The organism is Lonsdalea britannica, assembly GCF_946477055.1.
Taxonomy (GTDB): Bacteria; Pseudomonadota; Gammaproteobacteria; order Enterobacterales; family Enterobacteriaceae; genus Lonsdalea; species Lonsdalea britannica_A.
The window spans coordinates 1-26,973 of the sequence record NZ_CAMKXG010000012.1; the positions used below are offsets into that span (position 1 = coordinate 1).

The window sequence follows — 26,973 nt, forward strand, 5'->3', positions numbered from 1 at the left end:
GATGCCACCAGTCTGAGACATACTGACCTCGGCGGCGGCCGCGCTAAAAGACGAAGCCAGCAGCGCACCGGCGGCAAAGGCGATTTTCTTCATGTGTTTCCTCGTTTAAAACAAAGAGCGTTTCCTGCTCGTTAAAGGTGACGGCGTGCTGAGAGCACACTGCACAAAAATCGTGGAAGGTTAAGCGTGTCTGGCGGCAATGGCGGTCGTCCCTCGCTGCCGTTTTGGTTCACCGTGTTCAGAACGACATCACGGTGCGCGCAGGACTTTCAATGACGGCATGGCCGTGCCTGATACTCCCCCGAATCCATTGACCTCTGCCTGTCAGAAGCAAATGACATACCAGAAAACATCGGCTTCCTTTCTGCCTTTCATTTTGTTACCTGATGCAATACCTGAAGGATGTTGAAACGGAAAATGCGTTCAACACCTGCGTATTTCGCCTCTTTTTGGTGAAAGACTGGCGGTGCATGCACCAGCGAAGAGCCGGGCATCGCCGATGGGGAAGGCCGTCAACGGCGGGCTGTAGTATCAACGGAACGTCGGCGGGAAAGTTTGGCCTGCATCAGTTCTTAGCCGGTTTTCTCTTCTGCGATGTGCTTACACCTAATGTTTATGCGCCTAATTCGTTGAAAGTCGTCTGTACACCGACTTTTAATAAGTTAAACCTATCGTTTTCGGCGAGAGTTGGTACGCAGCTTGCGTGCAGGTGGATGATACCTCCACCACACCAAGGAATGCTGCTGATGAAAGAACACTGTTCCGGTCCTACGTTTTCTCTGACTCGTTTGGCTCTGGCCGTTCTGATGGTGGGGGCGACGTTGCCGGCTGTCGCTCGCGCTGAAAGCACGTTACGCATTGGCATGACGGCGGCGGATATTCCGCTGACGTTGGGCCAGCCCGATCAGGGGTACGAAGGCAACCGCTTCACCGGCATCACGCTGTATGATTCGCTGACGCAGTGGGATCTGTCGCAGGGCGAAAAGCCCAGCGGTCTGATACCCGGTCTGGCGACGGCCTGGAAAGTGAACCCGGATGACCATACCAAATGGACCTTCACGCTGCGTCCGGGCGTCAAGTTTCATGATGGCACCGCGTTCAATGCCGATGCGGTGGTGTGGAATGTGGATAAGGTGCTGAACAAAGCATCTGCTCAGTTCGCGCCCGCGCAGATCGGCACGACGGCGTCGCGTATGCCGACGCTGGTCTCCGCACGCAAGATTGACGATTTGACGGTAGAGCTGGTGACGACCGAGCCGGACGCCGTCCTGCCTTATAACCTCACCAACCTGTTTATCGTCTCGCCTACCGCGTGGCAGCAGGTCTTTGACGCCGTGCCCGCTTCGGTGACCGACCGTGCGGAGCGCGCCAAGCAGGCCTGGACCGCCTTTGCCGCCAAAGCCGTCGGCACCGGGCCATTCAAGATGAATAAGCTGGTGCCTCGCCAGCAGCTGACGCTGGATAAAAATGCCGACTATTGGGACAGCAAGCGCGTACCGAAAGTCGACCATCTGATTTTGGTGCCGTTGCCGGAAGCCAATGCCCGCACGGCGGCGCTGTTGTCCGGTCAGGTGGACTGGATTGAAGCGCCCGCACCGGATGCGATGGATCAGATCAAGAGCCGCGGCTTCAAGATCTACGCTAATGCGCAGCCGCACCTCTGGCCGTGGCAGTTCTCGTTCGCGCCGGGCTCGCCGTGGTTGGACAAACGCGTCCGTCAGGCAGCCAACCTGTGTATCGACCGCAGCGAACTGAAGTCGTATCTCGGTGGTTATATGCAGGAGGCGACCGGTATTTATGAAAAGGATTCGCCGTGGTACGGCCATCCGCAGTTCAAGATCCGCTATGACGCGGACGCGGCGCGCAAACTGATGCAAGAGGCGGGTTACAGCGAGAGTAAACCGCTGTCGGTCAAAGTCCTGACTTCCGCTTCCGGTTCCGGGCAAATGCAACCGCTGCCCATGAACGAGTTTATTCAGCAGAGCCTGAAAGCCTGCTACTTCAACGTCAATATTCAGGTGACGGAGTGGAATACGCTGTTCAGCGGCTGGCGACTGGGCGCGAAAGATCCGGCGGCGCAGGGCGCCAATGCCGTCAACGTCAGCGCGGCGGTGATGGATCCGTACTTCGGCATGATGCGTTTCGCCAGCGAAAAAACCTTCCCGCCTGTCTCCACCAACTGGGGCTATTTCTCCACGCCGCAGATCGAGGCGCTGATTACCAAAACCCGTAATGCCTTCGAACCCGCTGCGCTGGATGCGGCCGCGGCTGAACTCCATACGGCGATGGTGGATGAAACGCCGTTCCTGTTCGTGGGGCATGACATGGCGCCGCGTGCTATTTCGCCTGCCGTGACCGGCGTCGTGCAGGCGCAGAGTTGGATGATCGACCTGACGCTGCCATCCAAGAAAGCGGAGTGATCTCGTCCGGCCGCCCTTGCCGGGCGGCACCTAACCCCATCGCGGAGGAGCCATGTTTGTCTATCTGATACGTCGTCTGCTGCTGGCGACGCCCATTCTGCTGGGGGTCGCGCTGGTGTGTTTCATGCTCGTGCATATGACGCCGGGCGATCCGCTGGTGTCGGTTATGCCGCCGGACGCCTCCGAAACGCTACGCCAGCAGCTGATTCGCGACTACGGCTTCGACCGGCCGCTGCCCGTGCAGTTCGGGCTCTGGCTGTGGCATGCGGTGCAGGGCGACCTCGGAATGTCCATCGCCAGCGGTCGTCCCGTCTTCACAGAGGTGATGAACGCCGTCGGCTATTCGTTACGTCTGGCGCTGCTGGCGACGCTGATCGGTTTTCTGCTCGGCAGCTTCTTCGGCTTCGTCGCGGGCTATTTTCAGGATAGCTGGCTGGACCGGCTGGCTTCGGTGCTGTCGGTTTTCGGCGTCAGCGTACCGCACTACTGGCTGGGGATGCTGCTGGTCATCGTGTTCTCCTCTCAGCTCAACTGGCTGCCTGCGACCGGCGGCGGTCCGTTAGGCGAAGGCGGCTGGGCGTGGGACTGGGCGCACCTGCGGTTCATGCTGCTGCCCGCGATTACGCTGTCGGTGATCCCGACCGGTATTATCGCGCGCACGGTGCGGGCGCAGGTGGCGGAAACGCTATCGCAGGAGTTTATCGTTGGGCTGCGGGCGAAAGGCATGAGCGAATTGACGCTGTTTCGCCACGTTGCAAAGAATGCGGCTCCCACCGCGATGGCGGTGATGGGCCTACAGGTCGGCTATCTGATGGGCGGTTCCATTCTGGTTGAGACGGTCTTCTCCTGGCCGGGGACCGGAATGCTGCTCAACTCGGCGATTTTCCAACGCGATTTACCGCTGTTGCAGGGCACCATTTGGGTTTTGGCGCTGTTTTTCGTCGTGCTGAACCTGCTGGTGGATGTGCTGCAAACGCTGATCGATCCGCGTATCAAGAGGGGATGAGCATGAGTGTGAATATCGGCGTTGCGCCCTCTCCGGTGGTTGAGACGGCGCCAGTTGACCGCTCTTCCGGCTATTGGCGGGAAGTCGGGAAGCGAATGGCGAAGGATCCCACCGCCTGGTGCGTCGGCGGCGTCATCATGGTGTTGCTGCTGCTGGCGATCTTCGGTCCCTGGCTGGTACAGGGCGATCCCTATACCACGTCCATGTTTAAACGGCTGAAGCCCATCGGCACACCCGGCTTTCCGCTCGGTACCGACGAGCTGGGACGAGATATGCTCTCGCGCCTGATGCTGGGCGCGCGCCTGTCGCTGTTTATGGGAATTACGCCGGTGATCCTGGCATTTTTTATCGGCTCTGCGATCGGCATCGTCGCCGGGTATGCGGGCGGGTGGCTGAATACGCTAATCATGCGGACCATCGATGTCTTTTATGCGTTTCCTTCCGTACTGCTGGCGATAGCGCTTTCCGGCGCGATGGGCGCGGGCGTCGGCAACGCGCTGCTGTCCCTGACGCTGGTTTTTGTGCCGCAGGTGACGCGCATTGCGGAAAGCGTCACGACTCAGGTGCGCAACCGCGACTATATCGAAGCCGCGCGCGCGTCCGGCGCTTCGGCGTGGGTGATCATTCGTACTCAGGTGTTGGGCAATGTACTGGGACCGATTTTCGTGTTTTCGACCGGGTTGATCTCGGTGTCGATGATCCTTGCCTCCGGCCTGTCGTTTCTTGGGCTCGGCGTGAAACCGCCGGAGCCGGAATGGGGGCTGATGCTGAATACCCTGCGTACGGCGATCTATACCCAGCCGTGGGTATCGGCGCTGCCCGGCGCGATGATCTTTATCACGTCGATCTCTTTCAACCTCCTCGCCGACCGACTGCGGATCGCGATGGCGATAAGGAGCTGATGCGATGAGTTCTCAGGATATTGGCGGTCCCGCTCAGCCGTTGCTGATTGGCACCGATCTGGTGAAGCACTTCCCGTTGAAGGGCGGATTAGGCAAAGCGGAACGGGTGCGCGCGCTCGACGGTATCGCGTTCAGCGTCATGAAGGGAGAAACGTTGGGCGTTGTCGGCGAATCCGGCTGTGGAAAGTCGACGACGGCCCGCGTATTGATGCAGCTGATCGAGCAGGACAGCGGCGAGCTGATTTTCGACGGGCAGACGGTAGGCGGCAGCCAGCTGTCTTTGCGCGACTACCGGCGACAGGTGCAGATGGTGTTTCAGGATAGCTACTCCTCGCTGAATCCGCGTATGACGATGCAGGCGGCGGTTGCCTTCGGGCCGTCGGTTCATGGGGTGCCCGCCGCGGAGGCGAAACGGCGCGCGCGTGACCTGCTGGAGAAGGTGGGACTGGACCCCACGCGTTTCGCCGGGCGTTATCCGCATGAGCTTTCCGGCGGCCAGCGGCAGCGCGTGAATATCGCCCGGGCGCTGGCGGTCGAGCCTCGGCTGGTGATCCTGGATGAAGCGGTCTCGGCGCTGGATAAGTCCGTCGAGGCGCAGGTCATCAACCTGCTGCTGGACTTGAAAGAGAGTATGAACCTGACCTATGTCTTCATTAGCCACGATCTCCACGTGGTGCGCTATCTGTCCGATCGCATCATGGTGATGTACTTGGGCGAGGTGGTGGAGGTCGGTCCCGCGGAAAGTCTGTTCCAGCAGGCGCGTCATCCTTATACGCGCGCGTTGTTAAGCTCGATGCCGTCGATGGACCCCGGCGCTCGCACTCAGCAGGCGCCGCTGAGCGGCGATCCGCCGAGTCCCATTCGGCCGCCGTCCGGCTGTCGTTTTCATACTCGCTGCCCGAACGCCGAAGCGGTGTGCGCACAGCGAAAACCCATCATGTCATCTTGTGGCGGCGGGCATCAGGTCGCTTGCCTGATGGCGGAACCGGACGCCGGGCATTCGCGCAGCGCCGCTGCGTTCACGGCCGAGGAGGTCTGAATGACGACACAACCTTTAATGGCGGTCGACGATCTGCGGGTGAAGTTTCGCCGTGGCAACCAGACGCTATCGGCGGTGAACGGCGTGAGTCTGGAGCTGGGACGTGGAGAAGTGCTGGCGTTGATCGGTGAATCCGGCTCTGGCAAAAGCGTGACGCTGCGAGCGCTGATGCGTCTGCATCCCGCCCGAACCACGACGATAGACGGTCAGATTCGTATCGCCGGTCAGGATGTGATGGCGCTGTCGCCGCGTGAACTACGGGCGCTGCGGGGACCGACGGTGGCGATGATTTTTCAGGAACCGCTGCTGGCGCTCGACCCGGTTTACACTATTGGCCAGCAAATTATGGAAACCGTTCGCAGACACCGCGCCGTTTCCCGTCAGCAGGCGCGCGAGATAGCGCTGGACGCATTACAGCGGGTCAGAATCCCCAGCCCGGAACAACGACTTAACGCCTATCCGCATGAAATGTCCGGCGGGATGCGGCAACGCGCCATGATCGCGCTGGCGCTGGCTTGTCAGCCGCAACTGCTGTTGGCCGACGAACCCACGACGGCGCTGGATGCCACGGTGCAGATCCAGATTCTGATCCTGCTGCGCGAATTGCAGCAGCAGCTGGGTCTGTCGATCATTTTCGTGACGCACGACATCGGCGCGGCGGTCGAAGTTGCCGACCGGGTTGCGGTGATGTACGGCGGACGCATCGTCGAGCAGGCGCCGTTGGCCGAGTTGATGCAAAGCCCGCGTCATCCCTATACGCGCGTGCTGCTCGGCACTCGCCCGCAGGGCGGATTGGAAAAAGGAAGCCGTCTGGTGAGTATCTCCGGCGCGCCGCCGGATCTGGCGAATCTGCCTGCGGGCTGTGCGTTTGCACCGCGCTGTGCTCAGGCCAGCGAAGCCTGTTTGCGCCAGGTGCCGACGGAAAGTCGGGTCGCGCCGTCGCATCAGGTTTTCTGCCATCACTGGCAGGAAAACTAAGCCGATTTGCCTGAATAGGCCGGTCGCAGCGGCCTTTTTGTGGCCGGAAGTGCTACCGTCAGCGTAATAACAGGAAATTAGCCATTTTCTGATAGAGCGTCTGTGAGATTCCCCGTATACCGTTGCCATACGCCGCATCGCGGTGACGCAGAGGGTATGATGATGATTAAACCGCTGTTATTCGCTGCTGTTATGGCAGGAGTGGTCTATACGATGCCCGTCGCGCAAGCTGACAGCCTGAGTCTGTCGTTGCCGGGGGTGCAGCTGCATATTGGCGATCGCGACAGACGGGGTTATTACTGGGATGGCCGTTACTGGCGCGATCCTGACTATTGGCGCGAGCGTCACCACTATCACAGACCGCCGCCGCCACCGCGTCATTACTATGAGCCGCCGCCGCGCGTAATCGTCGTGCAGCCGCCGCCGCGGGTCTACCGCGAGGAGCGCCACCACCGCGGGCCTGACCGCGATTGGGATCGTCGCGACCGCGATCGTGGTCACCACCGCCGTGATGACGATCGTCATCGCTAATCGTCTGGCACTCGGCAAGGGGAGGCTCGCTTTCCTTGCTGCAACACCAGACTGATTCAGCACCGTTTTCTCCTCAAGGGATGCCAGCAACTGCGGCATCCCTTGTCATTTCTGGTATTGGAATCCCACTTCGGATCTCTGGCGAAGCCTGTTTAACATAGCCCGACACGATGAAGGCCTACACCCGCATCTGCGGTTCATCGACTGTCGGGGCGTACGTTGCTGAGACGGGGCGTGATTTTAGGTTGGATCAGGGTAATGTTTTGCACTGCTCTTTTTGACCTGTTCTTTGTTGCGCCCCAGCGAGACGGGAATGCGCCTCCTAGTTCCATGCCTGCCGGTGTCCCATCATGGGGTGTTTGGGCGGGGTGGTAGTGAAGGGGATATCTCATATAATCAGGGTTAACAGATGAAGTATCATCCCCTATAGATGAAGGGCGCGTAAGCGCGGTCATTGCCTGTAGCATCATGGCCGGCTCATCCCTTTTGAGCGTTATCAGACGGGGCATCAGGCGGCCTCGGCAACCGGTAAAGAGGAGACACCATGCTAGATCATATTTGCCAGCTAGCGCGTGAGGCGGGCGACGCCATCATGCAAATTTATGAGGGACAGGCGCCGGTTGAGGTCAAACACAAGCAGGATGACTCGCCGGTGACCGCGGCCGACATCGCGGCACACAAAGTGATTGCGCGGGAGCTGACGGCGGTCTATCCGGACATTCCTCTGCTGTCAGAGGAAGATCCGCCGCAATGGTCCGAACGCCAGCGCTGGCAGCGTTATTGGCTGGTGGACCCGCTGGATGGGACAAAAGAGTTTATCAGTCGTAACGGGGAATTTACCGTCAACATCGCGCTGATTGAAGACGGCAAACCGGTGCTGGGCGTGGTGTACGTGCCGGTGACCGGCGTGATGTACGCCGCCGCGGATGGCAAAGCCTGGAAAGAGGAGTGCGGCGTCCGTCTGCCGATTCAGGTACAGGACGCACGTCCGCCGCTGGTCGTGGTCAGCCGTTCCCATGCGGATGCGGAGCTGCAGGACTATCTTGCTCAGCTGGGCGATCATCAGACCGTCGCTATCGGCTCATCGCTGAAATTCTGTCTGGTGGCAGAAGGAAAGGCCCAGCTTTATCCACGGTTTGGGCCAACGAGCGTATGGGATACCGCCGCAGGACACGCCGTGGCGCTGGCGGCGGGCGCGCAGGTTAACGACTGGCAAGGCCAGCCGTTGTCTTACCTTCCTCGCGAATCCTTCCTCAACCCCGGATTCCGCGTCTCCCTGTATTAATCCTGTCGACGTATTCTCCGGGCTCATGTCTTGGGCCCGGTGCCCTTCTGAGGCTGTTCTTGCTATCACCCTCTCTGCAACATCTTAAAGTTTTATGAGGATTGTCCGAAACCATTAAGCGCTGTCGTCATTCCGTCATAAAAAGACGGTATAACACCGCACGGGCTAAATGAGCCGGCTGAAATGGCGGGAGACGCCGCTGGCCATTGGTGTTCTGTATTACCCTGGTATTTGAAGGTTTATTCTGATTTATCAAATTTTGCGTTTTTCTGTTCCGTAAACTAATGTAAAAGCGATAAATAATGCTGGCTTATAGGGAACTTCCCATTAAATATCGACCCTAAATGTAGGATAAAGCTTGGTGCGTCATTCACCCTGTACCGGGTTGGTGGCAGGAGACGCACTACTGGAACAACGTAAGGAGAGGAAGTATGAGGATCTTCGAACGCTATAATCCCTTTAAAGTCGCCAAGTACGTGAAGACGCTGTTTCGCGGACGGTTGTATATCAAAGGGGTTGGTGCTTTTGAGTTCGATTACGGCAAAATTTTACTGCCGAAAAAGAAAGACAAGCAGCATCTTGAAGTCATGTCTGAGGTAAACCGTCAGGTCATGAAACTGCAGTCAGAGCTGGCATAACGCCGCTCATCGCCCTCGAGATAGGGATGTTGGAGACGACGGACCGAACTGTTGCGACACATGCAATGAATTGATGCACGATGTGTAAAAAAGAACAGGTTCGGATCTGCTCCGGTATGAGGGCGACCGGTACGCCCTGCGGTTATCCAGCGTCAAAAAAAAGGCCCGTTAACGGGCCTTTTTTAATGGGTGAAAGACAGCCCTAAGGCTGCACGATGGTGACATCCGGGCCAGCGCTTCCCGCCGGTTTGTCTTCCAGTCGCGTGACCAGCAGCTGGTCTATCTTGTAGCTGTCGATATCCACCACTTCGAACTTGTAGCCTGCGAAACGCACGAAATCGGTCCGTTTAGGGATTTTGCGCAGGGTGTACATCATGAAACCGCCGATGGTTTCGTAGTTGCCGGAGTGTGGGAAGTCGTCGATATTCAGTACGCGCATCACGTCGTCGATCGGCGTGCCGCCCTCAATCAGCCAGGAATTGGCGTCACGCGCCACAATCTGTTCTTCCAGCCCCTGACCCACCAAGTCGCCCATGAGCGTCGTCATGACGTCGTTAAGGGTGATGATGCCGACCACCAGCGCATACTCATTCAGAATCACCGCGAAGTCTTCGCCCGCGGTCTTGAAGCTTTCCAGCGCCTCGGACAACGTCAGCGTATCCGGCACGATCAGCGCCGGGCGAATCTGTACGCCGCTGGTCAGTTCCAGACTCTGATTGCCCAGCACGCGGTTCAGCAGGTCTTTGGAATCGACGTAGCCGACGATCTGATCGATATGGCCGTCGCAAACCAGGAATTTAGAGTGCGGCTGCTGGGCGATTTTCTCTTTAATGCTCTCTTCGTCGGCATGCAGATCGAAAAACACCACGCTTTCGCGCGAGGTCATGGAAGACGGTACTGTACGGGATTCCAGCTCGAACACGTTTTCGATCAGCTCATGTTCCTGCTTACGCAGTACGCCTGCCAGCGCACCCGCTTCCACCACGGCATAGATATCGTCTGAGGTAATGTCGTCCTTACGCACCATCGGCAGCTTGAGCATCCGGAAGATCATGTTCGCCAGACCATTAAACAGCCAGACCAGCGGCCGGAATATCAGCAGACAGAAGCGCATGGGGTTGATGATCCGAACGGCAACCGTTTCGGGGGCGATCATGCCTATGCGTTTCGGCGTCAAATCGCCAAGCAGAATAAACAGGCTGGTAACCAGCACGAAGGAGCAGATAAAGCTGACACGCTCGGCCATTTCCGGCGACATCACATTATCGAACAGCATGTTGAAGTAGGGGGAGAAGGCGGCGTCGCCGACGATACCCGCGAGAATGGCGACGGCGTTAACGCCAATCTGAATCACGGTAAAGAAGATACCGGGCGTCTCCTGGAGCTTCATCACGCGTTCGGCGTTTTGGTTGCCCTCGTCCGCCATGAGTTTGAGCTTGATTTTGCGCGATGCAGCCAGGGAAATTTCAGACACGGAGAAAAACGCACTAACGGCGATAAGAAAAATAATTAATAACAAACTGTTTAACATAGTTTTTTCGCTTTGCCTCAATAGACAGGGCGATCCTCAGGAAGGAAAATAATCATGAACCGACGGCAGGGAGCCGTGGACAAGGCCGGTTATCAGCCTCATGCCCGCGGCATTATAGCAGGAGCGGTCAAAGAACCGCCAGCACTGGCGTGAGGCGATCTGCGGGCCGTTAAAACGGCGTTTTAATCAGTAAAAAATGCCGTCGGTTTTGACGCGACGGCGTTCGATAACATTAGTGCTGCGGCGGCAGACAAACGCCGATGCCGCCGAGTCCGCAGTACCCTTCGGGATTTTTGTACAGGTACTGCTGATGCTCATCTTCCGCATAGTAGAACGGTCCGGCTTCCGAGATTTCGGTGGAAACCGTTCGCTTGTCGCCTGCCGCCGCCATCGCCTGCTGGAAACGTTGCAGGCTCTCTTTCGCCGCCTGCTCCTGTTCCGGCGTCAGCGTATAGATCGCTGAGCGGTACTGCGTGCCGATATCGCCGCCCTGACGCATCCCCTGCGCCGGATCGTGATTTTCCCAGAACACGTGCAGCAGTTTTTCATAGCTGATGATGGCCGGATCGAAAACGACCCGCACGACTTCAGCATGACCGGTTTTGCCGGTGCAGATTTCCCGATAGGTCGGATTCGGCGTGTAACCGCCGCTGTAGCCCGAGGCCGTACTGTAGACGCCCGTTTGTTCCCAGAACAGACGTTCCACGCCCCAGAAGCAGCCCATGGCGAAAATGGCGACATCCATCGTATCCGGTACATGCGTCATCGAGTGCTGATTGACCACATGGAGCCGGGCGACAGGCATCGGCGTGGACCGGCCAGGCAGCGCGTCGGCCTGACTTATCGGCTGCGTTTTATCAAAAAGTGAGACCACGTTGAGCTCCCATTTGCTGATTGAATCATCATTATCGGTTACGGTGCCGGTATCGTCCGGGCAGGATAAAAGGGTGTGCGAGCGAGTTTCCCCTTGTATACACTATATTTTAGGCTTTACCGGCTAATATCTATGGCTAAAGAGAAACAATTTAATTCTATTGGGTGATCAGGGAGCGCAGTGGCGATTTTTACATTGAAGAGGAATTTTTATCGCAGCGGCGGCATCCGTCTGTGTCGTGCGATAAGTGTGTGCGGACTACTGCTGGCGAGTGCGTCTGCCGGTGCCGCTTCCAATGTCCGTCTGCAGGTAACGGGACTGACGGGCGACCTGCAAAAGAACGTGCGTGCGCAGTTGTCGACCATTACTGCCGATGAAGTGAGCGCCGACGGACGTTTCCGTTCCCGCGTCAACACGGCTGTTCGACAGGGTTTGCGGGCGCTGGGCTACTACGATCCTGAGATCGATTTTCAGTTCTTACCCGCCGTCAACGGCGGCCGCCCGGTGCTGATGGTCAAAATCACGCCGGGAGAACCGGTGAAAATCGCCGGTGTGGACGTCGATATTGAAGGGCACGCCCGCAATGACGAAGACTTCCTGAAGCTGAAGAAAGAAAAAACGCCTGCGCTGGGTACGGTTCTCAATCACGGTGACTATGACGATTTCAAAAGCGACCTGAACACGCTCGCCGTCAGCAAAGGCTACTTCGACGCGCACTTCCTCAAAAGCCAGCTGGGGGTGATGGACTCGACCCATCAGGCCTTCTGGGACATCGACTACGACAGCGGCGATCGCTACCGCTTCGGCGCGTTGAGTATCGAGGGCTCGCAGATCCGCGAAGAGTATGTCCGCGCGCTGCTGCCTTTCCATGAAGGCGATGACTACACCTCTGAACAGCTGGGCGAATTCAACCGCCGACTGTCAGCCACCGGATGGTTTAACTCCGTGGTGGTGTCCCCCGATCTGCAACGCGGCAGAGAAAACAAAAATAAAGAGCTGCCGATGGAAGCTGTGCTGTCTCCGCGCACGCACAACACGGTTGAAACCGGGGTCGGCTACGCCACGGATGTGGGGCCGCGCGTGAAAACGACCTGGAATAAGCCTTGGGTCAACTCCAGCGGCCACAGTCTGCAAAGCAGCTTAAGTCTCTCCGCCCCGGAGCAGCAGCTGGACCTGAGCTATAAAATCCCATTGCTGAAAAGCCCGCTGGAGCAGTATTACCTGTTGCAGGGCGGCTTCAAACGTGAAGACCTCAATGACACCAATTCGGATTCCACCACGCTGAATGTGGCCCGCTACTGGAACTATTCAAGCGGTTGGCAGCGTTCGGTCAACCTGCGCTGGAGTCTCGATCACTTTACTCAGGGGTCGGTGACCGACACGACGATGCTGCTTTATCCCGGCTTCAACGTGAACCGTACCCGTCAGCGGGGCGGGTTGATGCCGACGTGGGGGGACTCGCAAAGCTACTCCATCGACGTATCCAATACCGCCTGGGGATCTGATATCGACTTCTCCGTCTTTCAGGCGCAGAACGTCTGGATCCGGACGCTGGAAGAGAAACACCGATTCGTCGTACGCGGCAATCTGGGCTGGATTGAAACCGGCAGCTTCTCCCGCGTGCCGCCGTCCCTGCGTTTCTTTGCCGGGGGCGACCGCAGCATTCGCGGCTACAAATACAAATCCATCTCTCCTCGCGATGGCGACGATAAGCTGACCGGGGCCTCCCGGCTGGCGACGGGCTCGCTCGAATATCAATACAACATTACCGGCAAATGGTGGGGCGCGGCGTTTATCGACAGCGGCGAAGCAGTTAACGACTTCAAACAAAGCAACTTCAAAACCGGGGCGGGGGTCGGCGTTCGCTGGGCGTCCCCGGTCGGGCCGATCAAGCTCGACATCGCACGACCTATCGGCGATCCGGAGAAACACGGTTTACAGTTCTACATCGGTTTGGGGCCTGAATTATGAGTAAGTTGAAAAAAATCGGGATCGGCCTCATTGCCGTGGTATTGGCGCTGCTGGTGGCGCTGACGTTGTTGGTGACGACGACGCCCGGGCTGCACTTCATGCTGAACTCGGCCACGCGTTGGGTGCCGGGATTGACCATCGGTAAGGTGGACGGCGGCTGGCGCGACCTGACGTTACAGGACTTCAGCTATCAGATGCCGGGCGTCACGGTGAAGGTGCCCCGTCTGCATCTGGCTTTAACCCCTAACTGCCTGTGGCACAGTCGACTGTGCATTAACGACCTGTCGTTACAGGGACTGGACGTGGTGGTGGACACGAAGGCCATGCCGCCCGCCGCTCAGGAGACCCCAACCGCCAGCGAGCCGACCACGGAGATCGCCACGCCGGTCACGCTGGACCTGCAACACTTCAGCCTGCAAAACACCCGCGTGACGGTGGACGACATCGCGATGTCGCTGGCGGAATTCCAGACCGGCATGCTCTGGCAGGGACGCTCGCTGACGCTGCAACCGACCCGTATTGTCTCCTTGCTGGTCGCTCTGCCTAAAACCCCAGTAGGGCTGGTTGTCAAAGATAACGTCACCGCAGGCGATGTCGCGCAGACGCTGCCGCAGGTGGCGAAAGCGTCTCAGGATAAAGAGGCCAAGGACGCTAAAGCCGCAGCGGCGGAGAAAGCGCCCGCCGAGCCGCCGTTAGGCGAGCGTCTACAGGCGATGTTTGCCAAGCCGCTGCTGAACGACATGCCAGCCATCACTCTGCCGCTCGACGTGACGATCGCGGATATCACCGGCGAGCAGTTGCGTGTCACCGGCGATCAGGATGTGACGATCAACCGCTTGCAGCTGCAAGCCTCCACGCTGAAACAGGCGGTCACTCTACAAAAGTTCAGCGTACAGTCCCCGCAGGGTTCACTGTTCGCCAACGGCGCGGCGACGCTCAACGGCGACTGGCCGGTGACGTTTAACGCCAACGGTGCGCTGAACATCGACCCGTTGAAGGGGGAGCGCATGAAGCTCACCGTCGACGGCGCGTTGCGGCAGCAGCTGAAGTTGGCGATGAATTTGTCCGGTCCGCAGCGCGCGCAGCTCAACATCGACACGGCGCTGGCCGAGCCGGGCCTGCCTTTGACGCTGAAGTTGCAAAGCTCTCAGCTGCGTTGGCCGGTGACCGGCACCGCGCAGTATCAGATGAACAACCTGCAAGTGAATTTCGGCGGTAAAGCGACGGACTATGCGCTCAACGTGAAGGGCGATATCCGCGGCAGCGCGGTTCCGCCTGCGTCACTGCGGGTCGAAGGGAAAGGCGATCTGAAGCAGTTCGAGCTGGCGCACCTGCGACTGGATGCGTTCGAGGGCTACAGCGATATCACCGCAAAAGTCGACTGGCGCGATGCCATCAACTGGAGCAGCGCGCTGACCCTCAGCGGTATCAATACAGGTCGGCAGTGGCCGGACTGGCCGGTACGTCTCAATGGCAGCATCAAGGCTAACGGGCAGGTCGTCTCCGGCAGCGACTGGCAGGTACAGGTGCCTCAGCTGCAAATGGACGGCAGCATTCGCCAGAACAAGCTGACGGCTAAAGGTTCTTTGAGCGGTAATGCGGCGGGAGAGTGGAACGTACCCGGACTCAATCTGGCGCTGGGCCGCAACCAGATCAACGTTAAGGGAAAACTGGACGACCGCTGGCAGCTGCTGGCCGACATCAACGCGCCGGAGCTGAATGGCATGCTGCCCGGTCTGGGCGGGCACATCCTTGGCAATCTTCGTCTGGACGGCCGTCGGGATGCGCCTCAGGTGCGCGCCGACTTAACGGCCTCTGCGCTGCGCTGGCAAGATCTACGGATTCAGCGTATCGACCTGAAAGGCGATGTTCGTTCTGATCAGCAGATTCAGGGGACGCTGGCGCTCAAGGTGGCTCAGCTTACGCAGGGGGCGCTGAAGATCAGCTCGGTTGACCTTGAAGCGGGCGGTAACGAAAACAAACATCAGCTCCAGCTCACCGTGAAAGGCGAGCCGGTCTCCGGCCAGCTTGCGCTGAACGGCAGCTTCGATCGCGCTCAGGAACGCTGGCGCGGCACGTTGAACAACACCCGTTTCGATACGCCGGTAGGCGAGTGGCGGCTGACTCAGGCAATGTCGCTGGATTATTTGGCGGCGGCGCAGAAAATCACCGTCGGCACCCACTGCTGGGTGAATCCACATGCTGAAGTGTGTGTGCCTAAGCCGATTGAAGCGGGTCCGAGCGGACAGGCCAGCGTGCGGCTCAACCGCTTCGACCTGGCGATGCTTGAACCGTTCCTGAGTGAAGAAACGGTGCTGGCCGGGCGATTCACCGGCGATGCCAATGTGAGCTGGCAGGCTAACGGCGGACTGCCGCAGGCCAAAGTCACGTTGAACGGCGATGGTGTGAGCGTGCGCCAGCAGATGCAGGGCGGCGCGCTGCCGGTGGTCTTCGACACGCTGACGCTGAATGCCGGTCTTGACCGCGGTCAGGCCAAAATCGGCTGGCGGATGGCGATTCGCGGCAACGGTCGTCTGAATGGCGACGTGCTGATCAGCGATCCGCAGCAGCGCCGTAACCTGAGCGGCACGGTCACCATTGATACGCTGTCGCTGGATATGCTCAACCCGGCGTTGCAGCAGGGTGAAAAGGCCGCCGGTATTCTGAACGCCAATCTGCGGTTGGGTGGCAACGTCGAACGTCCGCAGATCTTTGGTCAGATGGTGCTGGAGAAACTGGATATCGACGGTAACTGGATGCCGGTCGATCTGAAAAATGGCCGTCTGGCGGTGTACTTCAATGGGATGTCCTCCACGTTGCAAGGGTTCCTCAAAACCACGCAGGGTCAGGTCAACCTGTCAGGCGGCGCCGATTGGTCGCAGCCCGATGCCTGGCGCGCGCGCGTGGCGGCGAAAGGCGATCGTATGCGAGTGACGGTGCCGCCGATGGTGCGTCTGGATGTGTCGCCCGATATCGTTTTCGAAGCCACGCCGCAGCTGCTGGCGTTGAACGGGTCGGTGAATATTCCGTGGGCGCGCATTGTGGTGCATGACCTGCCGGCCAGTTCAGTCGGTGTTTCCTCGGATGAGGTGATGCTGAATGAGGAAGGCAAACCGACGCAGCAGAAATCGACCTCGATTCCGATTAACAGCAACCTGACCATCCATATCGGCGACGACGTCAAACTGGATGCCTACGGCCTGACCGCCAATCTGGCGGGCGATCTGAAAGTGGCGCAGGACGAACGGGGTTTGGGACTGAATGGCCAAATCAATATTCCCAGCGGGCGATTCAAGGCGTATGGTCAGGATCTGCAGGTTCGCAAAGGTCAGCTGTTATTTGCGGGACCGCCGGGACAGCCGATGCTGAATATCGAGGCGATCCGTAACCCTGACAACACGGAAGACGATGTCACTGTGGGGATTCGCGTCACGGGCTCCGCCTCAGCGCCCAAGCTGGAGGTCTTCTCCGATCCGACCTTGTCGCAACAGGAAGCGTTGTCCTATCTGCTTCGCGGTCAGGGGCTGGATAGCAGCGGAACCGATAGCTCAATGATGACCTCAGCATTGATCGGTCTGGGGGTTGCGCAGACAGGCCAAGTTGTGGGTAAAATCGGCGAGGCTTTCGGCGTAAGCAATTTAGCTCTGGATACACAGGGCGTTGGCGACAGTTCGCAAGTCGTCGTCAGCGGTTACGTCGCACCGGGCCTGCAAGTCAAATATGGTGTAGGTATATTTGATTCACTGGCAACGTTAACGCTGCGTTATCGTTTAATGCCGAAACTATATCTGGAGGCGGTGTCTGGCGTCAGTCAGGCATTAGATGTGCTCTATCAGTTCGAGTTTTAGCGATGCGAATTATTGTCTATGGCAGTTTACGACGCAAACAGGGAAATAGTCATTGGATGACCAATGCGCAATGGCTAGGCGACCATCAGCTCGAAGGTTATGAGCTGTATGATTTAGGTCACTATCCGGCGGCAGTGGCGGGTGAGGGGGCGGTCTACGGCGAAGTTTATCGCATTAGTTCCTCCATCCTGACCGAATTGGATGCTTTAAAACGAGACGGCGGCGAATATAAGCGCAAGCTGATATTTACCCCTTACGGCAGCGCCTGGATCTATCTTTATCAGCGCTCCGTGACCGGTCTGCGGCGCATCAGTAGCGGCGACTGGTCCAAACGCGACGAGGAAGCGTAACCGCTTTTCATCGTCCTCTCGGCCGCTCCGACGCCCGATGTCGGGGCAAGCATTGAAGCCGGGAACATCGTTTTTCAGTCTGCATCTTTAAATAAAAAACACCGCCCGTTGCGGTGTTTTTTTATGCCTGTCGTCAGCGGATTTCTCCCTGTATTAGCGCAAAACAGCGCGCAGACAACGGCCTGCGAATGTTATCGCGCAAGGGATGTTGGAGGGAGCCGCCGGTGGACGTCAGAAACGACAAGGGGGCTGAGCCGTTAAGCTCAGCCCCCTTGCAGGGTCAGGTGATGCGCGGTCAGGAACGTCTTCCCGCTACGCCGTCACCATGAGGATTACTTGTTTTTGGCGCGTTCGAAAGAAGCAACGATTTCCGCTTTAGCCGCTTCTGCGTTGTCCCAGCCTTCCACTTTCACCCATTTGCCTTTTTCCAGATCTTTGTAGTGCTCAAAGAAATGGCCGATCTGCGCACGCAGCAGTTCAGGCAGGTCGTTCACATCCTGAATGTGCTCGTACTCTTTGCTCAGTTTGCTGTGCGGTACGGCAACCACTTTGGCATCTTCACCGGATTCGTCGGTCATTTTCAGTACGCCGACCGGACGGCAACGGATCACAGAACCCGGCTGCAGCGGGAACGGGGTCGGAACCAGTACGTCGACCGGATCACCGTCCAGCGACAGGGTGTGGTTGATGTAACCGTAGTTGCACGGATAGAACATCGCCGTAGACATGAAGCGGTCAACAAACAGCGCGCCGCTTTCTTTATCTACTTCGTATTTGATGGGATCGGAATTCGCGGGAATTTCGATGACTACATAAATATCTTCCGGAAGCGATTTGCCTGCCGGCACCGTATTCAAGCTCATGTCGGTTTCCTTCTCTTTCAAACCAGAAATGGAGTGGCGGTCATTATAGCCAACTCGTCGTGAAAGTCGCGGTTTTTAGCAGTGCGGACGCCGGTTCGACGCGTCGCAGGGCCGGGACGGCTCCCGCTGGGACTTACGTTATGGCGGTGGTTACTAGCAAGCTAACCATAACCAATATAATAATTAATTTAATTGAAGAGTAAGGGTGATGATCCGATAAGAGAGGGGCTTCTTTAATGAGATTTATCTATTTTTTATGGCTTTTTCATTAAGTTAAGAGGGATTTTTTGGATGTTGAAAAATATCACGGTGAAGTCGAGCCTGATTGTATTGCTGAGCGTCATGGTACTGCTGCTGCTTCTGGTCAGCGGTATCGGGGCCAATGCCATCAGCCAGGGAAATACGTCATTAAGCTCGATCGATAAAATACAGGGGAAGGAGCTGGGGACGCTGGCGGCGAGCTATACGGCGACGCTGCGAGCCCGCACCACCGCCTATCAGGCCGCGCGGCAGTTGGATGAGGGCAACGTCACCCGGGCGAAGGAAACGCTGTCACGCGTTGAAAGTTATCTGGACCGTTCTCGTAAGGACATGGATGAGTTTCTGGCGTACGGCACGGTGACCGCCAAAGGCGCAATCCTGGCCGAGCAGATCAAAACCAGCTACGAAAGCTACCTCAATAAGGGCATCGCCCCGATGATGGAAGCGTTGAAAAAAGGCGATACCGTCGAGTTCTACAAAATCACACAAGACGTTGTCGTGCCTTATAGCATGGCGATGGATAAAGCCATCAACGACTTCCGCGTTTTCGCCATCATGGTGGGAGACAACCTGCTGACCAAAGCCGAAGAGCTGGCGTTAAGCCGTCTCTCGATTATCGGCCTGTCCTGCGTACTGACGCTACTGCTGTCCGGCGCGGCGTGGGTTGTGATCAAGCGTCTGATTTTGCAACCGTTGGATCGCTCCGTTCATCAGTTGGAAGTCATTGCTGGCGGCGACCTGTCCCAGCATATTGAGGACGGCGGCAAGAACGAAATTGGCCGTCTGATTCAGGCGATGAAGACGATGCAGGATGCGCTGGCGACCGCCGTCGGGCGTGTGCGTGATGCGGGGAGTCAGATTGAAGTCGGCACGCGAGAGCTGTCCGCTGGCAACATCAATCTGGCCGCTCGTACCGAAGAGTCTGCGGCGTCGCTGGAACAGACCGCGGCCAGCATGGAGCAGCTGTCCTCTACGGTGAAACTGAATGCGGAAAGCGCCGATCAGGCGTATCAGCTGTCGCAGAATGTGGCCACTATCGCGGACAAGGGCAGCGACGCCGTTCGTCGGATGCTGGAAAAAATGGAGCTGATCTCGACAAGTACGGCGAGCGTGGCGGATATCCTGGCCATGATCGACGGCATCGCTTTCCAGACCAACATTCTGGCGCTGAACGCGGCGGTTGAAGCGGCGCGCGCAGGCGAGCAGGGACGCGGCTTCGCCGTGGTTGCCGGAGAGGTCCGCAGTCTGGCTCAGCGCAGTGCGCAGTCTGCCAAAGAGATCAAAACGTTGCTGGAAGACTCGCAGGTCCAGGTGCGCGAAGGTACGGAGATCGCGCAGGTCGCTGGCGAAACCATGAAGGACGTTTCGTCCGCCGTGGTGCAGGTGACGACGCTGATGGGCGAGATTTCCACCGCGACCCGCGAGCAGAGCAACGGCATCGATCAGGTCAATACCGCCGTGTCGCAGATGGACAGCGTGGCGCAGCAGAATGCCTCGTTGGTCGAAGAGTCGGCTTCGGCGACACGTTCGCTGGAAGAGCAGGCGATTGAACTGGCGGCCAGTATGGAACTGTTTAAGCTGGACAATGAACCGCTGGCTGCGATTGGCCGCAGCTAAACGAGAGTAAGAGAGTAACGCGGCGCTGCGAATCAGCGGCGTCGTAAATCACGCGATGCGGGTTATTTCTGTTCGGAGGATGAGGAGGAGTTCCTGCGTCGCTTTTTCCAGATTTTCGTTTCCTGACCGCGCCACAGACGCTGAATATTATCGTGGTGACGGACCAGAATCAGGCAAGACAGCATGGCGACCGGAAAGGTCAATTGCGGTTTAAACCACCAGACGTAAAACGGCGCGATCAGCGCGCTCACAATAGCGCCCAGCGACGAATACCCGCTCAGCAGCACGGTCAACAGCCAGGTCCCCGTCATCAATCCCGTTAAATCCCAACCGATAGGTGCGATAGCGCCGAATGCTGTCGCGACCCCTTTACCGCCGTGAAAGCGAAAGAACAGGGGATAGATGTGGCCGAGACAGGCGGCGATGGCGATGAGACCGAGGTAAAACGGCGTCACGCCAACTTCATAAGCGCCCCAAACGGGCAGCATCCCCTTCAGGATATCGAAGATAAGAACGGCCGCGGCCGCGCCTTTACCGCCGACGCGCAACACGTTAGTGGCTCCGGGGTTTCCCGAACCGTTTTCGCGTGGGTTTGGCAATCCCGCGATCCTACAGACCAGAATCGCACTGGAAATCGAGCCGCACAGGTACGCGAGGATAATCATTCCCAGCGCGGTAGCACTCATAGTATGCGTCCGTCTAATAAAGGTCGTTTTAATATTAGCATCCAAGGATAATACGCATATTCGGCCGGAAGTGGTATCCGGCAGCCGCAAAAACAGAGGGTAAGGTAATGGATATCGTATTTATCGAAGAACTTAGCGTGATTACCACGATCGGCGTTTACGACTGGGAACAGACCATCCAGCAAAAGCTGGTGTTCGATATTGAAATGGGATGGGACAACCGTGCCGCCGCCGCCAGCGATGATGTCAAAGATTGTCTAAGCTATGCGGATGTCAGCGAGGCAGTGATCGCGCTCGTCTCCACACAGCGGTTTGCGCTGGTTGAACGTGTGGCCGAAGACGTGGTCCAAATGCTGATGAAACGATTCGGGATACCTTGGATGCGTCTCAAAGTCAGCAAACCGGGTGCAGTCGCTCAGGCTCGTGCGGTCGGCGTAGTGATCGAGCGGGGAATGAGATAATTCCGTTATGCAATGATTAGAGACCCTTCCTAAGGTCATTAGCCCGTAATCTGATTATTTTAATGTCGTTTCATATGCAGCGGCTCGCGTGCAGCGAGGCCGCTTTTTTATGGTTACGGTTTGATGGAGCTGAACAGGTAATGACAGATTCATACACGTTGCTGGTGGCGTTTATCCTTGGGATCGTCGAGGGGCTGACGGAGTTTTTACCCGTCTCGTCGACTGGACATATGATCCTTGTCGGTCATTGGTTGGGATTTGAGAACGATCTGTCGAAAACCTTTGAGGTGGTGATTCAGCTGGGGTCTATCCTGGCGGTGGTCGTCGTGTTCTGGCGGCGTATGTTTGGCCTGATTGGCATTCATTTCGGTCGCGAACCCCATGATGGCGTCAAGCCCACCGGGCGTTTGACGCTGGTGCATATCTTGTTGGGCATGGGGCCCGCGGTGGTGTTGGGGATGTTGTTCCATGACGCCATCAAAACGCTGTTCAACCCGCAGATGGTGGCATGGGCGCTGATCGCCGGCGGTATTTTGCTGCTGATTGCCGAGAAATGGCGTCCTAAAACTCCGCGTGCGGAAGGGCTGGATGATATTACCTATCGTCAGGCGTTCTACATCGGGTGTTTTCAGTGTCTGGCGCTCTGGCCGGGATTTTCCCGTTCCGGCGCGACGATCTCCGGCGGGATGTTGACGGGCGTGAGCCGATTTGCGGCGTCCGAGTTTTCCTTCATCCTGGCGGTGCCGATGATGCTGGGAGCCAGCGGGTTGGATTTGTACAAGAACTGGCACCTGATGAGCCTGTCAGCGCTGCCGATGTTCGCCATCGGCTTCATCACCGCGTTTGTGGTTGCGATGATCGCGATTAAAACGTTCCTGGCGGTCATCAAACGGATGTCGTTCGTGCCTTTCGCCATTTACCGCTTCATCGTCGGCGCAGTGGTGTATGTGATCTTCATGTAACGAGGTGGGGGGGAGTTTCCCCGCTGGACGGCTTTAACTGTGGTGTTAAAAACGGCCTTTCCCCTGCGGCAGTGCGTTAGGGAAAGGCCGTTTTTTTTAGTCAGCGCTCTGCTGGCTGTCTTTCCAATCCTGCAAGGCGCGGCGACGACGCCAGTGCAGTTCGTCGCGGATCGCCACGTTGCGGAATCCATCGGCCACGACCTGCGCGCTGGTTACGCTGCTGGCGACCTTGAAGGCTTCGCGCAGATAGTCGCCCTGCGGATAAGGCTTGTGTTCAAAGCCGGTTCGCCCGCGCGCGTCGGCCTCGCTGGTCAGAATCAGCTGCTCCAGACGATGCGGCTTGCGCCAGACGTCGATGCTGTCGAACAGCTTCAACAGGGTTTTGGGTTGCAAGATAGGCGCGGTATGCAGCAGATCGTGGTATTCCGCCACCAGCTTCGCCAAATCGCGTATCTGGTTAGGGATCCGCAGGCGCTGGCACATCGCTTCAATCAGCTTGATGCCCGCAGGACCGTGTCCGTGGTGACGCGGCCACAGCGACGGCGGCGTCAGGCCTTTGCCGACGTCGTGGCACAGTGAGGCGAATCGAACATCGATCTCCGGACTGAGCTGCGCCGCGATGGCCAGCGTCATCATGACATGAATGCCGGTGTCGATTTCGGGGTGCCATTGGGCTGGTGCGGGAACGCCGAACAGATTGTCGATTTCTGGGAACAACACCTGCAGCGCGCCGCAGTCCCGCAGCCGCTCAAAATAGACCTGCGGCGAGTTCGAATTCAGCGCCTTTTCGGTCTCTTTCCAAACGCGTTCCGGCGTCAGACTGTTGAGTTCGCCGCTGTCCACCATCTGACGCATCAGCGCCAGCGTTTCCGGCGCAATCGTAAAGCCGAGATGGGCGTAGCGGGCGGCGAATCGCGCGACGCGCAACACCCGCAGCGGATCTTCGCCGAAGGCATCGGAAACGTGGCGTAGCTGTTTTGAGGCGAGATCGCGTTGGCCGCCGTAAGGATCGATCAGGCTGCCGTCTTCATCTTGCGCGATGGCATTGATGGTCAGATCGCGGCGCAGGAGATCGTCTTCCAGCGTCACGTCCGGACTGGCGTTGCAGACAAAACCGGTATAACCCTGCCCGGATTTACGTTCCGTTCGGGCCAGGGCGTACTCTTCGCGGCTGGTGGGATGCAGGAAGACGGGGAAATCCCTGCCAACCTGCTGATAGCCGAGTTTTAACAGTGCTTCGGGCGTGGCGCCGACCACTACCCAGTCGCGCTCGGTGACGGGTTGATGCAATAAACCATCGCGCACGGCGCCACCCACAAGGTAAATCTTCAAACCCAACTCCTGAATCTACGGTTTCTTAATGACTATGGCTCACTATAACCTTTATTGATGTTCAGTGCCGGGTTTGACGACGGGCAACGAGTTAGCCCATCCAGCGATCGTTTTTCTTGCGGCGCGGGATCAGATGCGGCAACACCAGCCCCAACAGCAGACCCGCGCCAGCCACGCCGCCGCCGTACATAAACCATTGCAGGATTAAAGTGCGCTGTTTGTCATCCAGCTGCACGTTGGCGGCATTGACCTTCTTCTGCGCGACGACAAGCTGATTTTTCAGATCCTGATTTTCTCGCTGCAGGCCGGTGATCACGTTATCGCTGGCGGCGACCTTCTGCTGCATATCGGCGGTACGCTGGTTCCAGCTCTGGTCGATGTTGGTCAGCTTGTCGGTCAGGACTTTCACCTGATTCTCCAGATCCGGCACGCGGGTGCGCAGGCTGGGCGTCTGGCTCAGCTGATCGAGCGGGATCCAGCTGGCGCGGCCTTTGCTGTCACGGATCTGGGCATAGCCCGCCCCTTCGTTGACTTCAACGACGGAGACTTCTTCACCGGCTTTCAGCGTGCCGACAATACGGTATTGGTTGCCCGGCCCGCTGTGGATATAGGTGATAAGTTCATCGGAGATATAGCGTTTTTCTTCCGCATGGGCCCCAAAGGTGACGGCAAGGCCAACGAGGCCAGCAATAATAAAGCGTAATTTCTGCATAAGATCATCAGGTTGCGTGAATGAATGTGAAATATTCGTCGGATAAGTCTGACGACGAGGGTGACAAACCTAAATGGGAACTGTCTTACTCTTGTTTGTCAGCGCGAAGACGCAGGATAACCGATGATGGCGGTGGCCGCACGTCTGGCGCATGCAGCGGCGTGGGGATGGCAACGGTGGCAAGGTAGCGTAAAATGTTATTTACTGACGAGATTCCCGCAGCATCCGGTGTAGCTAACGATTATGAGTGAAGAGATAGAACTGAAATTTATTGTCCACCCCGAAACCGTGCCAGCCCTGCAAACGCAGCTGAATCAGTGGAAGAGCGACTACAGCCACAGCAAGCATTTACATGCGCATCAATTGGCGAACATCTATTACGAAACCCCGGACGGCTACCTGCGTCAGCATGGGATTGGGCTGCGTATTCGTGGAGAAAACGGTCGCTACGAAATGACCGCCAAAACGGCGGGCAAGGTGGTCGGCGGCCTGCATCAGCATCCGGAATACAACGTCGAACTGGCGGGACCGCAGCTGGACATTCGTCTCTTGCCGGACGACATCTGGCCAGCGCATTGCGATCTGGATGCGTTGGCGGAGGAGCTTAAACCGTTGTTCAGCACCGACTTCCGTCGTGAGGTCTGGGTGGTGTCTCATCATCAAAGCGTCATCGAGATGGTGCTCGACCGCGGCGAGGTGGTGGCTGGCGATTTGCAGGAGCCGATTTGCGAGCTGGAGTTAGAGCTGAAGGTCGGGCAGCGCAGCGACCTGCTGGAGTTCGCCAACGAGCTCTCCGACGTGGGCGGTCTGCGACAGGGCTGTTTGAGTAAAGCGGCCCGGGGCTACCAGTTGGCTAAAGGCAATCCGCCGCGGGAAAGACATGCGCTGACGTTTATGCCGGTCAAAGACAAAATGACGCTCGACGAGGGGATTGAGGCGGGTCTGGAGTTCGGGCTGGCGCATTGGCAGTATCACGAAGAGCTGTGGGTGCGGGGCGATCAGGCCGCGCGCGACAGCATGCTGGAAGCGGGAACGCTGCTGCGTGAAATGCTGGTACTGGTCGGCGGCGTGGTGCCGCGCAAAGTAACGTCGGAATTTCGCGGCGCCTTGACGGCGCTGGAAGCGAAGGCTTCGACGGATCTCGACGCGGAGACCGTCTGTTTCGATAAGGATTACCTGAAAAGTAAGCTGGTGTTGACGACCTGGCTGCTCGAAGCGGGCTGGCGTCGCTATATGGATAACCGCGAGCGTATGCGCTTGCAGAGTTCCTATAAACGCTTCGCCGATATCATGCTGAGCCGGAGTTTGGCGGAGCTGAAGTCCGTCTTTGCGCATTCGCTATCGTCGCTGCATTACGAACAGCAACTGCCGCGTCTGGAACGTGGACTGAGCGCTTTTATGCTGCTGGGCGGTTTTTATCCAGAGGAAGAGGCGGGCGATTATGTTGGCCTTTGGCGCGAGCTGGCGCAGCAAATCGCCAAGCTCAATCTCCACCAACCGGCGCCCGTCGCGTTGGATGACACTCGCAAGCAGGCGATTGCCCGCTCGCCTTTCTGGCTGAACAGCGGACAATCATGATGTATTGAACCCAGCCGCCTGTCTTCAGCGCAGGCGGCGGTGTGAGGATAGGTTGATGAACAGCACGCCTGCGCCCGTTTTCCCATTACCCGCGTCGTTACTCTCTCAGGCCCAGCAGGCGCTGTCCCGCTGGCCGTCCTCTCCTGCGCTGACGACCTTGTCGGAGGAAGAGCAAGCGGCAGTCGCGATGAGCGATTTTATCAGCGATGCGCTGGCGCGCTACCCCGACTGGCTGCACGACATTAGGCAATTTCCGCCTGCACCCGACGAATGGCGGGGCTATGCGGACGCGCTGCGGCTGACGCTCAACGAGGTGCAGGACGAGGCCGCGCTGATGACGGCGTTACGCACGTTTCGGCGTCGTACGCTGGTGCGCATCGCCTTCGCGCAGGCATTGGGAACGTGCAGCACGGAGGAGACGCTGCGGCAGCTCAGCGAGCTGGCGGAAGTCTCCGTCATCGCGGCCCGCGACTGGCTCTACGCCGCCTGCTGTCAGGAGTGGGGAACGCCCTGCAATCAGAATGGCGACGCGCAGCCGCTGCTGGTGCTCGGCATGGGCAAGTTGGGCGGTCGGGAGCTGAACTTTTCCTCGGATATCGATCTGATTTTTGCCTATCCCGAAAGCGGAAATACGCGCGGCGGACGGCGGGAGCTGGACAACGCGCAGTTCTTTACCCGGCTGGGTCAGCGGCTCATCAAAGCGCTCGACCAAATCACCGAAGACGGCTTCGTCTATCGGGTGGATATGCGCCTGAGGCCGTTCGGGGACAGCGGCCCGCTGGTGCTGAGCTTCACTGCGCTGGAAGATTACTATCAGGAGCAGGGGCGCGACTGGGAGCGCTACGCGATGGTGAAGGCGCGACCGCTCGGCGAAGCGGACGCGGCGTATCGTCAGGAGCTGAATCAGCTACTGCGTCCGTTCGTGTTCCGTCGCTACATGGACTTCAGCGTCATTCAGTCCCTGCGCAATATGAAAAGCCTGATTGCGCGCGAAGTGCGCCGTCGCGATCTGCGCAATAACATCAAACTCGGTCCCGGCGGTATCCGGGAAGTGGAGTTCATCACCCAGGTATTCCAGCTGATTCGTGGGGGACGCGAGCCGCAGCTGCAGTCGCGTTCGCTGCTGCC

Annotated in this window: 22 protein-coding genes; 16 read left to right on the plus strand and 6 right to left on the minus strand. The window is 58.1% G+C overall.

From position 1 onward, the window contains the following. Positions 1–806: 806 nt before the first annotated feature. From Q7O77_RS01960 to Q7O77_RS01995, 8 genes are all read left to right on the plus strand, one after another. Entirely contained in the window at positions 807–2,420 is a 1,614-nt protein-coding gene (locus Q7O77_RS01960) for an ABC transporter substrate-binding protein (protein ID WP_304163105.1), read from the plus strand. A 52-nt stretch (positions 2,421–2,472) separates the two neighbouring features. Continuing rightward, positions 2,473–3,426 carry an ABC transporter permease gene (locus Q7O77_RS01965; protein WP_304163067.1) on the plus strand — a complete coding sequence of 318 codons (954 nt, stop codon included), beginning with the start codon at positions 2,473–2,475 and terminating at the stop codon, positions 3,424–3,426. Between the two features lie 2 nt (positions 3,427–3,428). Further along, positions 3,429–4,328, plus strand: a complete 900-nt coding sequence (locus tag Q7O77_RS01970; RefSeq protein ID WP_304163069.1) for an ABC transporter permease — start codon at positions 3,429–3,431, stop codon at positions 4,326–4,328. 4 nt (positions 4,329–4,332) lie between these two features. Beyond that, positions 4,333–5,367 carry an ABC transporter ATP-binding protein gene (locus Q7O77_RS01975; RefSeq protein ID WP_304163071.1) on the plus strand — a complete coding sequence of 345 codons (1,035 nt, stop codon included), beginning with the start codon at positions 4,333–4,335 and terminating at the stop codon, positions 5,365–5,367. After that, positions 5,368–6,345: an ABC transporter ATP-binding protein gene (locus Q7O77_RS01980; RefSeq protein ID WP_304163073.1), complete on the plus strand. Its 978-nt coding sequence runs from the start codon at positions 5,368–5,370 to the stop codon at positions 6,343–6,345. Between the two features lie 162 nt (positions 6,346–6,507). Next, positions 6,508–6,876 carry a DUF2502 domain-containing protein gene (locus Q7O77_RS01985; protein ID WP_304163107.1) on the plus strand — a complete coding sequence of 123 codons (369 nt, stop codon included), beginning with the start codon at positions 6,508–6,510 and terminating at the stop codon, positions 6,874–6,876. 544 nt (positions 6,877–7,420) lie between these two features. Next, complete coding sequence (gene cysQ / locus Q7O77_RS01990; RefSeq protein ID WP_304163075.1) at positions 7,421–8,161, plus strand: 3'(2'),5'-bisphosphate nucleotidase CysQ; 741 nt, start codon at positions 7,421–7,423, stop codon at positions 8,159–8,161. A gap of 431 nt (positions 8,162–8,592) precedes the next feature. Then, complete coding sequence (locus tag Q7O77_RS01995; RefSeq protein WP_026739210.1) at positions 8,593–8,799, plus strand: DUF1107 domain-containing protein; 207 nt, start codon at positions 8,593–8,595, stop codon at positions 8,797–8,799. 202 nt (positions 8,800–9,001) lie between these two features. Here Q7O77_RS01995 and Q7O77_RS02000 read toward each other — a convergent pair whose 3' ends face one another. Together Q7O77_RS02000 and msrA are read right to left on the minus strand one after the other, a co-directional pair. Next, positions 9,002–10,330: a hemolysin family protein gene (locus Q7O77_RS02000; protein ID WP_304163078.1), complete on the minus strand. Its 1,329-nt coding sequence runs from the start codon at positions 10,328–10,330 to the stop codon at positions 9,002–9,004. A gap of 232 nt (positions 10,331–10,562) precedes the next feature. Then, positions 10,563–11,204: a peptide-methionine (S)-S-oxide reductase MsrA gene (gene msrA / locus Q7O77_RS02005; protein ID WP_304163080.1), complete on the minus strand. Its 642-nt coding sequence runs from the start codon at positions 11,202–11,204 to the stop codon at positions 10,563–10,565. Positions 11,205–11,435: 231 nt separating this feature from the next. Between msrA and Q7O77_RS02010 the strand changes: the two genes are divergently transcribed. Genes Q7O77_RS02010 through Q7O77_RS02020 form a run of 3 tightly spaced genes read left to right on the plus strand, consistent with a single transcriptional unit; the run spans position 11,436 to position 17,373 of the window. Then, the gene (locus Q7O77_RS02010) at positions 11,436–13,175 is read left to right on the plus strand and encodes an autotransporter assembly complex family protein (RefSeq protein ID WP_304163109.1); all 1,740 of its coding nucleotides are present in this window, start codon (positions 11,436–11,438) and stop codon (positions 13,173–13,175) included. After that, positions 13,172–17,023 carry a translocation/assembly module TamB domain-containing protein gene (locus Q7O77_RS02015; protein ID WP_304163082.1) on the plus strand — a complete coding sequence of 1,284 codons (3,852 nt, stop codon included), beginning with the start codon at positions 13,172–13,174 and terminating at the stop codon, positions 17,021–17,023. Before Q7O77_RS02010 ends, Q7O77_RS02015 begins: the two co-directional genes overlap by 4 nt. A gap of 2 nt (positions 17,024–17,025) precedes the next feature. Then, positions 17,026–17,373 carry a gamma-glutamylcyclotransferase gene (locus tag Q7O77_RS02020; protein ID WP_085651142.1) on the plus strand — a complete coding sequence of 116 codons (348 nt, stop codon included), beginning with the start codon at positions 17,026–17,028 and terminating at the stop codon, positions 17,371–17,373. Positions 17,374–17,705: 332 nt separating this feature from the next. On the opposite strand, the gene ppa is transcribed toward Q7O77_RS02020, so the two are convergent. After that, positions 17,706–18,236, minus strand: coding sequence for an inorganic diphosphatase (ppa, locus tag Q7O77_RS02025; RefSeq protein ID WP_085651143.1), 531 nt, complete (start codon positions 18,234–18,236; stop codon positions 17,706–17,708). A 291-nt stretch (positions 18,237–18,527) separates the two neighbouring features. Between ppa and Q7O77_RS02030 the strand changes: the two genes are divergently transcribed. Continuing rightward, complete coding sequence (locus tag Q7O77_RS02030; protein WP_304163088.1) at positions 18,528–20,114, plus strand: methyl-accepting chemotaxis protein; 1,587 nt, start codon at positions 18,528–18,530, stop codon at positions 20,112–20,114. A 62-nt stretch (positions 20,115–20,176) separates the two neighbouring features. On the opposite strand, the gene plsY is transcribed toward Q7O77_RS02030, so the two are convergent. Further along, positions 20,177–20,800 (minus strand): glycerol-3-phosphate 1-O-acyltransferase PlsY, encoded by a 624-nt coding sequence (plsY, locus tag Q7O77_RS02035; RefSeq protein WP_304163090.1) that lies wholly within the window; start codon positions 20,798–20,800, stop codon positions 20,177–20,179. Between the two features lie 107 nt (positions 20,801–20,907). On the opposite strand from plsY, the gene folB reads away from it, so the two are divergent. Then, positions 20,908–21,261: a bifunctional dihydroneopterin aldolase/7,8-dihydroneopterin epimerase gene (gene folB, locus Q7O77_RS02040; RefSeq protein WP_304163092.1), complete on the plus strand. Its 354-nt coding sequence runs from the start codon at positions 20,908–20,910 to the stop codon at positions 21,259–21,261. Between the two features lie 140 nt (positions 21,262–21,401). Then, a complete protein-coding gene (gene bacA / locus Q7O77_RS02045) occupies positions 21,402–22,223 on the plus strand; it encodes an undecaprenyl-diphosphate phosphatase (RefSeq protein ID WP_304163094.1) in 822 nt (273 codons plus the stop codon). 96 nt (positions 22,224–22,319) lie between these two features. On the opposite strand, the gene Q7O77_RS02050 is transcribed toward bacA, so the two are convergent. Then, positions 22,320–23,555, minus strand: a complete 1,236-nt coding sequence (locus Q7O77_RS02050) for a multifunctional CCA addition/repair protein (protein ID WP_304163095.1) — start codon at positions 23,553–23,555, stop codon at positions 22,320–22,322. Positions 23,556–23,646: 91 nt separating this feature from the next. Then, on the minus strand, positions 23,647–24,267 hold the full coding sequence (locus Q7O77_RS02055; protein ID WP_304163098.1) for a TIGR04211 family SH3 domain-containing protein: 621 nt from the start codon (positions 24,265–24,267) through the stop codon (positions 23,647–23,649). Positions 24,268–24,510: 243 nt separating this feature from the next. Between Q7O77_RS02055 and Q7O77_RS02060 the strand changes: the two genes are divergently transcribed. Then, positions 24,511–25,845 carry an inorganic triphosphatase gene (locus Q7O77_RS02060; RefSeq protein ID WP_304163100.1) on the plus strand — a complete coding sequence of 445 codons (1,335 nt, stop codon included), beginning with the start codon at positions 24,511–24,513 and terminating at the stop codon, positions 25,843–25,845. Positions 25,846–25,900: 55 nt separating this feature from the next. Next, positions 25,901–26,973, plus strand: a 1,073-nt coding sequence (glnE, locus tag Q7O77_RS02065; protein ID WP_304163102.1) for a bifunctional [glutamate--ammonia ligase]-adenylyl-L-tyrosine phosphorylase/[glutamate--ammonia-ligase] adenylyltransferase, incomplete at its 3' end; no start/stop codon positions are given.